The organism is Acidovorax sp. YS12 (genome assembly GCA_021496925.1).
Lineage (GTDB): Bacteria > Pseudomonadota > Gammaproteobacteria > Burkholderiales > Burkholderiaceae_C > Paenacidovorax.
Genome location: CP053915.1, coordinates 3,644,645 through 3,656,759 on the forward strand (window position 1 = coordinate 3,644,645; position 12,115 = coordinate 3,656,759).

A 12,115-nucleotide genomic window follows, 5' to 3' on the forward strand; every position below is an offset into this window, starting at 1 on the left:
GGCTGTTCTTTCAAACAGGGCTGCGCTGGTGCCAGTCCGTGGTTTGCTGCAGCCGGTGCGCGGCATTGAGCAGCCGCGCCTCGCCGAAGTAGTTGCCGATGAGCTGCAGCCCCACGGGCAGGTTGCCTGCGCCGAAGCCCACGGGCACGCTCATGCCCGGCAGGCCGGCGAGCGAGGCGGGCAGGGTGTAGATGTCGGCCAGGTAGTTGGTTACCGGGTCGGTGTGGCTGCCGAGCTGCCAGGCGGTGGTGGGCGCCACGGGGCCGGCGATCAGGTCGCACTGCTGGAAGGCGGCCTGGAAGTCGTCGGCGATCATGCGGCGGATCTTCTGCGCCTGCAGGTAGTAGGCGTCGTAGTAGCCCTCGGACAGCACGTAGGTGCCGATCATGATGCGGCGCTTGACCTCGTCGCCAAAGCCTTCGGCGCGGGTCTTCTTGTACATGTCGAGCAGGTCGGAATACTGATTGGCGCGGTGGCCGTAGCGCACGCCGTCGAAGCGCGACAGGTTGGACGATGCCTCGGCCGGCGCCAGGATGTAGTACACCGGCACCGACAGCTCGGTGCGCGGCAGCGCGATGGGCACGAGCCGGGCGCCGAGCTTCTCGTATTCCTTCAGCGCGGCATCGACGGCGGCGCGCACGTCGTCGGCCAGGCCCTCGCCGAAGAACTCGGCCGGCACGCCGATGCGCAGGCCGTCCAGGCCGTCGTTCAGCGCGCGGCCGAAGTCCTCGGCCGGGCGGTCCAGGCTGGTGGAGTCGCGGTCCGGGTCGGGGCCGCACATGGCCGAGAGCAGCAGCGCGCAGTCCTCAGCCGAGCGGGCCATGGGGCCGGCCTGGTCCAGGCTGGAGGCGAAGGCGATCATGCCGTAGCGGCTGGCGCGCCCGTAGGTCGGCTTGATGCCGGTGATGCCGCAGAACGATGCGGGCTGGCGGATCGAGCCGCCGGTGTCGGTGCCGGTGACGGCGGGCGCCAGGCGCGCGGCCACGGCCACGGCCGAGCCGCCCGAGGAGCCGCCGGGCACGCGCGTGGTGTCCCAGGGGTTGCGCACGGGTTGCGGCGCGTCGAAGCCCACGGGGGCCGCGGCGGAGTTCTCGTTGGTGCCGCCCATGGCGAATTCGTCGCAGTTGAGCTTGCCCAGCGTCACGCAGCCGGCTTCGGCCAGCCTGGCCACCACGGTGGCGTCGAACGGCGAGCGGTAGCCCGCCAGCATGCGGCTGGCGGCGGTGGTGGGAAAGTCGCGCGTGACGAAGATGTCCTTGTGCGCGATCGGCACGCCCGCCAGCGGCGCGGCGGTGCCGGCGGCGAGCGCCGCGTCCTGCGCGCGCGCCTGGGCCAGCGTAGCGTCTTCGTCGATGGCCACGTAGGCGCCCAGGGCCTGGTGCTGCCTGGCGCGGTTCAGGAAGTGCTGGGCCGCCTCGGCGGCGCTCACCTGCTTGGCGCGCAGCGCGGCCGCGAGCTGGGCCACGCCCAGGTCATGCAGTGCAGTGGAAGTCATGCTCATTCGATCACCTTCGGCACGAGGAACAGCCCGCGCTCGACGGCGGGGGCGCTTTGCTGGTTGGCTTCGCGCTGGTTGGGCTCGCTGGCGACGTCGTCGCGCAGGCGCAGCTGCACCGGCTCGATGGCCGCCACGGGGTGCGGCAGGGGCTTGATGCCGGTGGTGTCGACGGCCCGCATTTTTTCCACGATGCCGAAAAAGCCGTTGAGCTGCGTGAGCATGCGCTCACCTTCAGACTCGGACAGCTCCAGCCGCGCCAGGTGGGCGATGCGCGCGATGTCCTGGGGAGTCAGTGCCATAGGATGAAAAATCAGGGGGGAAAGTCTAGATGTAAAAGCTGTGTCCCGCCCCGGTGGAGCGGGAGTTATTCACAGGGGATGCGGTATTATCCCGGCTTTGCCGCATTGCCCCTGCATGCGTCGGCATTTGCGCGGAAAAAGCTCCCAAAACACCCCCTATTCCTAACCCCGGCGACGGCCCAGCCGGTGCGCGAGCCGTGCCCCAGAGGACTTTTTGCATGTTCGGTTCCTTCCGTCGGTACTTCTCCACCGACCTCGCCATTGACCTTGGCACCGCCAACACCCTGATCTTTGCCCGCGACAAGGGCATCGTGCTCGACGAACCCTCGGTCGTCGCCATCCGCCACGAGGGCGGCCCGCACGGCAAGAAAGTCATCCAGGCCGTGGGCCACGAGGCCAAGGCCATGCTCGGCAAGGTGCCCGGCAACATCGAGGCCATCCGCCCGATGAAGGACGGCGTGATCGCCGACTTTGTCATCACCGAGCAGATGATCAAGCAGTTCATCAAGATGGTGCACCCGCGCTCGCTGCTCACGCCCAGCCCGCGCATCATCATCTGCGTGCCCTGCGGCTCGACCCAGGTCGAGCGCCGCGCCATCAAGGACGCGGCCGAGGCCGCCGGCGCCACCGCCGTCTATCTGATCGAGGAGCCCATGGCCGCCGGCATCGGTGCTGGCCTGCCGGTGAGCGAGGCCTCGGGCTCGATGGTGGTGGACATCGGCGGCGGCACCACCGAGGTCGGCGTGATCTCGCTCGGCGGCATGGTCTACAAGGGCAGCGTGCGCGTGGGCGGCGACAAGTTCGACGAGAGCATCATCAACTACATCCGCCGCAACTACGGCATGCTGATCGGCGAGCCCACGGCCGAATCCATCAAGAAGAACATCGGCTCGGCCTTCCCCGGCTCCGAAGTCAAGGAGATGGAAGTCAAGGGCCGCAACCTTTCCGAAGGCGTGCCGCGCAGCTTCACCATTTCTTCCAACGAAGTGCTGGAAGCGCTGACCGAGCCGCTGAACCAGATCGTCTCTGCCGTGAAGAACGCGCTGGAGCAAACCCCGCCCGAACTCGGCGCCGACATCGCGGAGCGCGGCATGATGCTCACCGGCGGCGGCGCGCTCCTGCGCGACCTGGACCGCCTGCTGGCCGAGGAAACCGGCCTGCCGGTGCTGGTGGCCGAGGAGCCGCTGACCTGCGTGGTGCGCGGCTGCGGCATGGCGCTGGACAGCCTGGACCGCCAGGGCAGCATCTTCACCAGCGACTGAAACACCTTCTGAGCGCGTTCGCCCATGGCCCTTGGCACCCTGGAGCGCAGTGCGCCCTCGTTCTTCAAGCAGGGCCCGTCGGCGCTGTCGCGCTGGGCCGTGTACGGCGCGCTGGCGCTGTTCCTCATGGTGGCCGACGCGCGCTTTCACCTGACCGACCCGCTGCGCAAGGCCGTCGGGGTGGTGCTCTATCCGGTGCAGTGGCTGATGCTGCAGCCGGTGGAGCTGATCGGCCGGGGCGCGGGCTACTTCGAGGCGCTGCAGCGCGCCCAGCAGGAGGCCCAGCAGGCGCGCGAGCGCATGGTGCAGCTGGCGCAGCGCGCCAACCAAGCCGAGGAGCTGCTGCAGGAAAACGCCCAGCTGCGCCAGCTGCTGGCGCTGCGCGAGCGCCTGGCGCCGCCCTCGCAGGCGGCGCAGGTGGTGTACGACGCCGCCGACCCGTACACGCGCCGTGTGGTGGTCGATAAAGGCCAGGTGGCCGGCGTCGAGCTGGGCTCCCCGGTGCTCGACGAACTCGGCGTGCTGGGCCAGGTCACGCGCGTGCTGCCCTTCGTCAGCGAAGTCACGCTGCTGGTGGACCGCGACCAGGCCATTCCCGTGCTCAACCCGCGCACCGGCGCGCGCAGCGTGGCCTACGGCGACCCGGTGGCGGGCCACGGTGGCAGCATGGAGCTGCGCTTCATGCCCAGCAACGCCGACGTGCAGGAGGGCGACCTGCTCACCACCAGCGGCGTCGATGGCCTGTACCCGCCGGGCCTGCCCGTGGCGCGCGTGCGCCGCGTGGACCGGCGCGCCGACTCGGCCTTCACCCGCATCTATTGCGACCCCGTGGCCCAGGTGCATGGCGCGCGCCACGTGCTGCTGCTGCAGCCGCTGGCGGGGCTGAAGCCCGAGCGCCCCGAGCCCGCGCCGGCCCCGGCGCCCGCGCGCAAGGGCGCGCGCAAATGAAGGCCATGAAGGAGTTGTCCGCATGATGATGCCGCGCGGCCAGGAGCTGCTGCAGCCGGTCAACCCGGCGTTCATCGTCGTCAGCCTGCTGGCGGCGCTGGCCATCAACCTGCTGCCGCTGGGGCGCGTGGTGTGGCTGCCCGACATGGTGCTGCTGCTGCTCGCCTTCTGGGGCGTGCACCAGCCGCTGCGCGTGGGCATGGGCATCGCCTTCGTGCTCGGGCTGTGTATGGACGTGCACCAGTCGGCCCTGCTGGGCCAGCATGCGCTGGCCTACGCCACGCTGATGCTGGGCACCAGCCTGATCCACCGGCGCCTGGCCTGGCTGGGCCTGTGGGAGCAGGCGCTGCAGATGCTGCCGCTGCTGGCGGCGGCCCATGCCGTGGCGCTGCTGGTGCGCATGGCCTCGGGCGGCATCTTCCCGGGCCTGGGGCTGCTGGCCGCGCCGCTGATCGAGACGCTGCTGTGGCCGCTGGCCAGCTGGGTCCTGCTGGCGCCGCAGCGCCGCCCGCCCGACCGCGACGAGAACCGTCCCTTGTGAAGCAATGACCGAACTGCGCAACAGCGAGCGGGACGCCTGGCGCTTTCGCGTGCGCGTGCTGGCCATGGGGCTGGTGGTGTTCCTGGCCTTCGGGCTGATCGTGGCGCGCCTGCTGGTGCTGCAGGTGCAGCGCCACGAGGACCTGGCCGACCAGGCCGAGAGCAACCGCACGGCGGTGGTGCCCATCGTGCCCAACCGCGGGCAGATCCTCGACCGCAACGGCGTGGTGCTGGCCACCAACTACTCGGCCTACACGCTGGAGATCACGCGCTCCAAGCAGGGCGACCTGGACGACACCATCGAGGAGCTGTCCAAGGTGGTGGACATCCAGCCGCGCGACAAGCGCCGCTTCAAGCGCCTGATGGAGGACGCGCGCAGCTTCGAGTCGCTGCCTATCCGCACGCGCCTGACCGACGAGGAGGTGGCGCGCTTCGCCGCCCAGCGCTACCGCTTCCCGGGCGTGGACATCAAGGCGCGGCTGTTCCGCACCTACCCGCTGGGCGACGTGGGCGGCCACGCCATCGGCTACATCGGCCGCATCAACCAGCGCGAGAAGGAGCGCATCGACGACTCCGACGACGCGCCCAACTACCGTGGCACCGAATACATCGGCAAGCTCGGCGTGGAGCAGTCCTACGAGCAGCAGCTGCACGGCACCACCGGCGTGGAGCTGATGGAAACCTCCGCCGGCGGCCGCGTGGTGCGCAAGCTGCACAGCCGCCCGGCCACGCCGGGCCACAGCATCATGCTGTCCATCGACATCAAGCTGCAGAAGCTGGTGGAAGACCTGTACGGCGAGCGGCGCGGCGCGCTGGTGGCCATCGACCCGCGCAACGGCGAGATCCTGGCGCTGGTGTCCAAGCCGACGTTCGACCCGAACCTGTTCGTCGAAGGCATCGACCAGGAAAACTGGCAGGCGCTCAATGAATCCATCAACAAGCCCCTGCTGAACCGCGCGCTGCGCGGCACCTACCCGCCTGGCTCCACCTACAAGCCCTTCATGGCGCTGGCGGCGCTGCAGTTGAACAAGCGCTCGCCCAGCCTGGTGGTGAACGACCCGGGCTACTACAACTTCGGCGGGCGCACCTTCCGCAGCCACGAGGGCGGCCTGGGCGGGGTGGACATGGTGCGCGCCATCCAGTTCTCCAGCAACACCTACTTCTACTCGCTGGGCGTGGAAATGGGCGTGGACACCATCCACGACTTCATGGCGCCGCTGGGCTTCGGCCAGGTCACCGGCATCGACCTGGGCGGCGAACTGCGCGGCGTGCTGCCCAGCACGCAGTGGAAGCGCCAGGTCAACAAGCGCCCCGAGGCCAGGCGCTGGTTCCCGGGCGAAACCGTGTCGCTGGGCATCGGCCAGGGCTACAACAACTTCACCATGCTGCAGCTCGCCCTGGCCGAGGCCACGCTGGCCAACGGCGGCACGCGCTACCGCCCGCACGTGGCCAAGGCGGTGCGCGACCCGGTCACCGGCGCCGTCACCGAACTGGAGCAGCCGCCGGGCGAGAACCTGGGCTACCTGCCCAAGAACGTCGACGTGGTGCGCCGCGGCCTGGTGGCCGTGAACGAGGCCGGCACCGGGCGGCGCGTGTTCGCCGGCGCGGCCTACAGCTCGGGCGGCAAGACCGGCACGGCACAGGCCGTGAGCCTGGGGCAGAACGTCAAGTACAACGCCAAGGCGCTGGAGGAGCACAAGCGCGACCACTCGCTGTTTGCCGCGTTCGCCCCGGCCGACAACCCGCGCATCGCCGTGGCGCTGATCGTGGAGAACGCCGGCTTCGGCGCGGCCAGCGCCGCGCCCATCGCGCGGCGCGTGTTCGACTACTGGCTGCAGGGCCTGTACCCGAGCGAGGAAGACATCGCCGCCACGAGCAAGGGCCAGACGGCCGCGCCGGTCGGCCCGATGCGCCAGGCCGCCGAGGTGCCGCTGCGCATTCGTGACCGGCCGGGGCTGGAAGCCAACTGAGCCGCTGCGCGAATCCTGCGGCGTTTGCTCATTTTTTGCTAGCTGCTCGCGCTTGATGAGTAAGGGATAGATCCCATTTCCATGCCGAGCCTGACAGGCGGCGCAGCAGATCGACGGCCAGTTGCGCGGTCTGCCCGTTCCGGTCGCGCAAGGGGTTCAGCTCTACCAGATCGACCGAGCCGACCGCGCCGCTGGCGGCCAGCAGGTCCATGCACTGCCGCATGGCGCCGGCGCCGAGGCCATCGGGCGCGGGCGTGCTCACGCCCGGGGCCAGGGCCGGGTCCAGGCAGTCGAGGTCGAGGCTGACGTGCAGGTGGTGGGTGCCGGCACCGATGCCGCGCAGCACCTGTGCCATCGTCGCTTCCATGCCCAGCGCCCGCACCTCGGGCATGCGCCACACGGGCAGGCCGCGCTGGCGCAGGTAGCACTGCTCGCCCGCATCCACGCTGCGTATGCCGACCAGGCGCAACTGCGCCGGCTGCAGTGCCGGCGGCCCGCCGGCCAGCGCCGTGAGCGCGGCCGGGCCATCGCCCAGCAGGCAGGCCACGGGCATGCCGTGCAGGTTGCCGCTGGGGCTGGTAGCGGGGGTGTTGGCGTCGGCGTGGGCGTCGAGCCAGAGCACGCACAGCGCCTTGCCGGCCTGCCGGCAGTGCCGGGCCACGGCGCTGATGGAGCCCACGGCCAGGCTGTGGTCGCCGCCCAGCAGCACGGGCAGGCGCCGCGCCGCCAGGATGCCGGCCACGGCGTCGTGCACCGCGCGGCTCCAGGCCGTTACGCAGGCCAGGTGGTGCGGGCCGTGGCGGGCCTCGTGCGCGGGCGTCGGCGGGCCGGCGAGGTTGCCCAGGTCCTGCACCGCATGGCCTTGCGCGCGCAGCGCCTGGGCCAGGCCCGCGCCACGCAGCGCATCGGGCCCCAGGTGGGCCCCGGCCACGCCTGCACCCGCGTCGGTGGGGGCGCCCAGAAGGGTCAGGTGCCACATGGCCATGTCACTTCAGAAAGGCGTCGTAGCCCGTCTTGAGGATGAGCACGCTGACGACCAGGATGAAGATGGCGCGCACGAAGCCCGTGCCGTGGCGCAGCGCCATGTAGGTGCCCAGCATGCTGCCGGCCACGTTGGCAGCAGCCAGCGGCAGGGTGAAGTGCCACCAGATGTGCCCCTTGGCGGCGAACAGGATCAGCGCCGACAGGTTGGTCGCCAGGTTCAGCAGCTTGGCCGAGACCGAGGCGTTGAGGAAGTCGTAGCCCAGCAGGCGCACGAAGGCGAAGACGAAGAAGCTGCCGGTGCCGGGGCCGAAGAAGCCGTCGTAGAAGCCGATGACCGCGCCAATCGCGCAGGCCGCCAGCGCCTCGGCGCGGCCGCTCCAGCGCGGCTGGTGGTGCAGGCCCAGGTCCTTCTTGAGCAGCGTGTAGGCCAGCACGGCCACCATGACCAGCGGCAGCAGCTTGCGCAGGAAGTCGGGCGAGGCTAGCGTGACCGCCCAGGCACCGAGAAAGGCCCCGGCGAACCCCGCGCCCGCCGCCGGCAGCATGGTGCGCCAGGGAATGCGCACGCGGCGGCTGAACTGCCAGGTGGCCATGGCCGTGCCCCAGACCGAGGCGCTCTTGTTGGTGCCCAGCAGGGTGGCGGGCGGGGCGCTGGCGAAGGTGGCGAACAGCGCGGGCAGCAGGATCAGCCCGCCCCCGCCCACGATCGCATCCACGAAACCGGCCAGCAGCGAGGCCAGCGAGACGAGCATCCATTCCATCGGTGCGATTCTCGCCCGTGCGCGAAAACCTTGGGGCATCCGGCATGAATGCACAACAAAAAGGCGCCGGGGGTGCCGGCGCCTTGTGCAAAGAGGCATCTCATGACGGATGCTGTTTTTATGGATTGGTTGTGGTTGTCGAGATGTCTCCTCGGGCTCCTCTCATGCACACCGCAGTGCGCTATAGAGTGGCGTGACTGTAACGGCTCGCACTTGCTTGGTGCATTGGTGGTTTCCCGCCCCCCCGGATCGGGGCGATCGGCCCCTGATGTGGCTGGCATGCCTCTTGCGGAATCTTCTGCGTCAGCAACCAGAACAGGAGAATGCACCATGCGGGAGGTGCCACGCAGGATTGGGGCAGCAGGGGCCATGTGGCTGGGCGCGCTGGCGCCGGGGTGGGCGCAGGCGCCGCAGGGCGGCACGGCCGCGCCCACGGCGCCCGCGCTGGTGCCGTTCGATGCCATCAGCGGGGCCGACACGGCCTGGCTCATGACCGCCACCGTGCTGGTGCTGCTGATGACGCTGCCGGGCGTGGCGCTGTTCTATGCCGGCATGGTGCGGCGCAAGAACGTGCTCAACACCATGGCCAGCGTGGTGGCCATCGCGGCCGTGGTGAGCGTGTGGTGGTTCGTGGCGGGCTACTCCTGGGCCTTCACGCCGGGCTCGGCCTGGATAGGCGGCATCGGCCGCATGGGGCTCGCGGGCCTGGACTACGACCTGGGCGCGCGCCTGGTGGCCGTGAGCCACATCGCGCCGCACGTGCCGGAGGCGGTGTACGCCATGTTCCAGCTCAGCTTCGCGGTCATCACCGCGGCGCTGGTGGTGGGCGCCTTCGTCGAGCGCATGCGCTTTTCCGCGTTGGTGATTTTCATCAGCCTGTGGACGCTGTTCGTCTACGCGCCCGTTGCGCACTGGGTGTGGGAGCCCGGGGGCTGGCTGGCGCGCCTGGGGGCGCTGGACTTCGCGGGCGGTGCCGTGGTGCACGTGAACGCGGGCATGGCGGGGCTGGCCTGCGCGTGGCTGCTGGGCAAGCGGCGCGGCTATGGCAGGGAGCCTTTCGCGCCCTACAACCTGGGCTGGACCATGGTGGGCGCGGCGCTGCTCTGGGTGGGCTGGTTCGGCTTCAACGCGGGGTCGGCGCTGGCGGCCGACGGGCGCGCGGGCCTGGCGCTGGCGGTGACGCACATCGCCGCGGCGGCGGGGGCGCTGGGCTGGATGGCCGGGGAATGGGTGGTGCGCGGCCGCGCCTCGCTGCTGGGGCTGTGCTCGGGCCTGGTGGCGGGGCTGGTGGCCATCACCCCGGCCGCCGGCTACGTGACGCCGCGCGCCGCGCTGGCCATTGGCGTGGTGGCCGGGCTGGTGTGCTACTGGGGCGCCACGGGCCTCAAGCGCTGGCTGCATACCGACGATTCGCTCGACGTGTTCGGCGTGCATGGCATCGGCGGCGTGGTGGGCTCGCTGCTCACGGGCGTTTTCGCCAGCCGCACGGTGTCGGGCGTGGAGGCGAGCGTGCTGACCCAGGCCGTGGGCGTGGGGACGGTGATGATTTTCAGCCTGGTGGGCACGGCGCTGCTGCTGTGGCTGACCGGGAAAGTGGTGCCGCTGCGGGTGGATGAAACCAGCGAACTGGAGGGGCTGGACATCGCCGAGCACCGCGAGCACCTGGGCAGTTGAACGAAGGAGGTGGATTGCCATGAACAACCATGCACCGGCCGAGGGCAGGCTGGCCATTGCTGCCCACCTGCACGTGCTGCTGCGCCGCAAGACCGGGCGCGTGACCGACACCGAATGGATGGCCGCGAACGCCGAGTACGCCCAGGCCATCGTGCGCTTCGCGCGCCAGCGCGGGCTCGCGGATGGCGCGCCGGAACTCGTCGAGTGGGCCGACAAGCTGGCCCACGCCATGGGCGAAGGGGCCGCGCCGGCGCAGCAGCCGCCCGTGCCGCCGCCCCGGCCCGCGCGCGCCGCGCCTGGGGTGCCGCGCTACGTGGGCGGCATTCGCTGATGCGTTGATGCGCTGACGGCTACGCGCCCGCCTGCTGGTCGGCGCGGATCCACTCGGCGGCCTTTTCCGCCAGCATCAGCGTGGGCGCGTTGGTGTTGCCGCTGGTGATGGTGGGCATGGCGCCCGCGTCCACCACGCGCAGCCCGGCGATGCCGCGCACGCGCAGGCGGCTGTCGAGCACGGCCTGCGGGTCGCCGTCGCGTCCCATCTGGGTGGTGCCCACGGGGTGGAAGATGGTGGTGGCGATGTCGCCCGCCAGGCGCGCCAGGTCCTCGTCGCTCTGGTACTGCACGCCGGGCTTCCATTCCTCGGGCTGGTACTTGGCCATGGCGCCCTGCGCGACGATGCGGCGCGTCACGCGCAGGCTGTCGGCGGCCACCTTGCGGTCCTCCTCGGTCGAGAGGTACTGCGGCGCGATGGCCGGCGCGTCCTCGAAGCGCGGGCTGCGCACCTGCACCGTGCCGCGGCTCGTCGGGTTGAGGTTGCACACGCTGGCCGTGAAGGCCGGGAAGCCGTGCAGCGGCTCGCCGAAGGCGTCGAGCGACAGCGGCTGCACGTGGTACTCGATGTTGGGGTAGGGCTGGCTGGGGTCGGAGCGCGTGAACGCGCCGAGCTGCGACGGCGCCATGCTCATCGGCCCGCTGCGCGAGAGCAGGTACTGCAGCCCGATGCGCGCCTTGCCCCACAGCGAATTCGCCATGGTGTTCAGCGTGGGCACGCCGCTGACCTTGTAGACCGAGCGGATCTGCAGGTGGTCCTGCAGGTTGGCGCCCACGCCGGGCAGGTCGTGCACCACGTCGATGCCGTGCTGGCGCAGCAGCGCCGCCGGGCCGATGCCCGAGAGCTGCAGCAATTGCGGCGAGTTCACCGCGCCCGCGCTCAGGATGACCTCGCGCGCCGCCCGCGCGTGCACCAGTTCCTGCCCGGTCCACACATGCACGCCGGTGCAGCGGCGGCTGCCGTCGGGCTGCGTCTCGACCACCAGGCGCGTGGCCTGCGCCAGGGTCCACATCTCGAAGTTGGGGCGGCCATAGCAGGTCGGGCGCAGGAAGGCCTTGGCGCTGTTCCAGCGCCAGCCGCTTTTCTGGTTCACCTCGAAGTAGCCCACGCCCTCGTTGCTGCCGCCGTTGAAGTCCGTGGTGGCCGCGATGCCGGCCTGCTGCGCCGCCAGGGCGAAGGCGTCGAGCACGTCCCAGCGCAGGCGCTGGCGCTCCACGCGCCACTCGCCCGTGCTGCCGGTGGCGCGGTTGCCGTGCAGGCGCCTGAAGGCGTCGTCCGCCGTCCCGGGCTGGTCCAGGCGCCAATGGTCCTCGTGGCGGCGGAAGGCGGGCAGCACGTTGTCCCAGCGCCAGGTGTCGTCGCCGGTGAGTTGGGCCCACTGCTCGTAGTCGCGGGCCTGGCCGCGCATGTAGATCATGCCGTTGATGCTGCTGCAGCCGCCCAGCACCTTGCCGCGCGGGTAGCGCAGGCGCCGCCCGTTCAGGCCGGCGTCGGGCTCGGTCTGGTAGAGCCAGTCGGTGCGCGGATTGCCGATGCAGTACAGGTAGCCCACGGGGATGTGGATCCAGTGGTAGTCGTCCTTGCGTCCGGCCTCGATGAGCAGCACGCGGTTGCGCGCGTCGGCGCTGAGCCGGTTGGCCAGCAGGGCCCCGGCGGTGCCGCCGCCGATGATGATGTAGTCGAAGTGGGTGTCGCTCATGGGGTGCCGAAGGGAAATGGGAGTGCCGCGCCATTGTGCAAAGCAGCGTGCGGCTGTCGAGCGGGTAATCCCAGGATGCTATTGTTTAAATAGCTGCTGGCGCTTTATTGGCGGGCGCTACGGCCATTTTTGATATTAATTTCACGCGC

At 70.5% G+C, this 12,115-nt stretch carries 11 protein-coding genes; 6 read left to right on the forward strand and 5 right to left on the reverse strand.

Translation table 11 applies throughout. The features are described 5' to 3' along the window. Positions 1-10: 10 nt before the first annotated feature. Both gatA and gatC read right to left on the reverse strand, forming a co-directional pair. Positions 11-1,495 (reverse strand): Asp-tRNA(Asn)/Glu-tRNA(Gln) amidotransferase subunit GatA, encoded by a 1,485-nt coding sequence (gene gatA, locus YS110_16385; protein ID UJB66218.1) that lies wholly within the window; start codon positions 1,493-1,495, stop codon positions 11-13. Between the two features lie 2 nt (positions 1,496-1,497). After that, positions 1,498-1,797: an Asp-tRNA(Asn)/Glu-tRNA(Gln) amidotransferase subunit GatC gene (gene gatC / locus YS110_16390; protein UJB66219.1), complete on the reverse strand. Its 300-nt coding sequence runs from the start codon at positions 1,795-1,797 to the stop codon at positions 1,498-1,500. Positions 1,798-2,015: 218 nt separating this feature from the next. On the opposite strand from gatC, the gene YS110_16395 reads away from it, so the two are divergent. Genes YS110_16395 through mrdA form a run of 4 tightly spaced genes read left to right on the forward strand, consistent with a single transcriptional unit; the run spans position 2,016 to position 6,517 of the window. After that, complete coding sequence (locus YS110_16395) at positions 2,016-3,059, forward strand: rod shape-determining protein (GenBank protein UJB66220.1); 1,044 nt, start codon at positions 2,016-2,018, stop codon at positions 3,057-3,059. A 24-nt stretch (positions 3,060-3,083) separates the two neighbouring features. Next, a complete protein-coding gene (mreC, locus tag YS110_16400) occupies positions 3,084-4,007 on the forward strand; it encodes a rod shape-determining protein MreC (GenBank protein ID UJB66221.1) in 924 nt (307 codons plus the stop codon). Positions 4,008-4,029: 22 nt separating this feature from the next. Beyond that, positions 4,030-4,548, forward strand: coding sequence for a rod shape-determining protein MreD (gene mreD / locus YS110_16405; GenBank protein ID UJB66222.1), 519 nt, complete (start codon positions 4,030-4,032; stop codon positions 4,546-4,548). A 4-nt stretch (positions 4,549-4,552) separates the two neighbouring features. Then, positions 4,553-6,517: a penicillin-binding protein 2 gene (mrdA, locus tag YS110_16410; protein UJB66223.1), complete on the forward strand. Its 1,965-nt coding sequence runs from the start codon at positions 4,553-4,555 to the stop codon at positions 6,515-6,517. A 28-nt stretch (positions 6,518-6,545) separates the two neighbouring features. On the opposite strand, the gene rocF is transcribed toward mrdA, so the two are convergent. Continuing rightward, complete coding sequence (gene rocF, locus YS110_16415; GenBank protein UJB66224.1) at positions 6,546-7,496, reverse strand: arginase; 951 nt, start codon at positions 7,494-7,496, stop codon at positions 6,546-6,548. A 7-nt stretch (positions 7,497-7,503) separates the two neighbouring features. Beyond that, positions 7,504-8,262: a TSUP family transporter gene (locus YS110_16420; GenBank protein ID UJB66225.1), complete on the reverse strand. Its 759-nt coding sequence runs from the start codon at positions 8,260-8,262 to the stop codon at positions 7,504-7,506. A 330-nt stretch (positions 8,263-8,592) separates the two neighbouring features. On the opposite strand from YS110_16420, the gene YS110_16425 reads away from it, so the two are divergent. Then, positions 8,593-9,936 carry an ammonium transporter gene (locus tag YS110_16425; GenBank protein UJB66226.1) on the forward strand — a complete coding sequence of 448 codons (1,344 nt, stop codon included), beginning with the start codon at positions 8,593-8,595 and terminating at the stop codon, positions 9,934-9,936. 19 nt (positions 9,937-9,955) lie between these two features. Beyond that, positions 9,956-10,267, forward strand: a complete 312-nt coding sequence (locus YS110_16430) for a hypothetical protein (GenBank protein UJB66227.1) — start codon at positions 9,956-9,958, stop codon at positions 10,265-10,267. A 19-nt stretch (positions 10,268-10,286) separates the two neighbouring features. On the opposite strand, the gene YS110_16435 is transcribed toward YS110_16430, so the two are convergent. Further along, on the reverse strand, positions 10,287-11,966 hold the full coding sequence (locus tag YS110_16435) for a GMC family oxidoreductase N-terminal domain-containing protein (GenBank protein UJB66228.1): 1,680 nt from the start codon (positions 11,964-11,966) through the stop codon (positions 10,287-10,289). Positions 11,967-12,115 lie beyond the last annotated feature (149 nt).

Bases quoted from the DNA above. Each gene is read 5' to 3' on its own strand.
- gatA (UJB66218.1), bottom strand. From the start codon at position 1,495: ATGACTTCCACTGCACTGCATGACCTGGGCGTGGCCCAGCTCGCGGCC.
- gatC (UJB66219.1), bottom strand. From the start codon at position 1,797: ATGGCACTGACTCCCCAGGACATCGCGCGCATCGCCCACCTGGCGCGG.
- YS110_16395 (UJB66220.1), top strand. From the start codon at position 2,016: ATGTTCGGTTCCTTCCGTCGGTACTTCTCCACCGACCTCGCCATTGAC.
- mreC (UJB66221.1), top strand. From the start codon at position 3,084: ATGGCCCTTGGCACCCTGGAGCGCAGTGCGCCCTCGTTCTTCAAGCAG.
- mreD (UJB66222.1), top strand. From the start codon at position 4,030: ATGATGATGCCGCGCGGCCAGGAGCTGCTGCAGCCGGTCAACCCGGCG.
- mrdA (UJB66223.1), top strand. From the start codon at position 4,553: ATGACCGAACTGCGCAACAGCGAGCGGGACGCCTGGCGCTTTCGCGTG.
- rocF (UJB66224.1), bottom strand. From the start codon at position 7,496: ATGTGGCACCTGACCCTTCTGGGCGCCCCCACCGACGCGGGTGCAGGC.
- YS110_16420 (UJB66225.1), bottom strand. From the start codon at position 8,262: ATGGAATGGATGCTCGTCTCGCTGGCCTCGCTGCTGGCCGGTTTCGTG.
- YS110_16425 (UJB66226.1), top strand. From the start codon at position 8,593: ATGCGGGAGGTGCCACGCAGGATTGGGGCAGCAGGGGCCATGTGGCTG.
- YS110_16430 (UJB66227.1), top strand. From the start codon at position 9,956: ATGAACAACCATGCACCGGCCGAGGGCAGGCTGGCCATTGCTGCCCAC.
- YS110_16435 (UJB66228.1), bottom strand. From the start codon at position 11,966: ATGAGCGACACCCACTTCGACTACATCATCATCGGCGGCGGCACCGCC.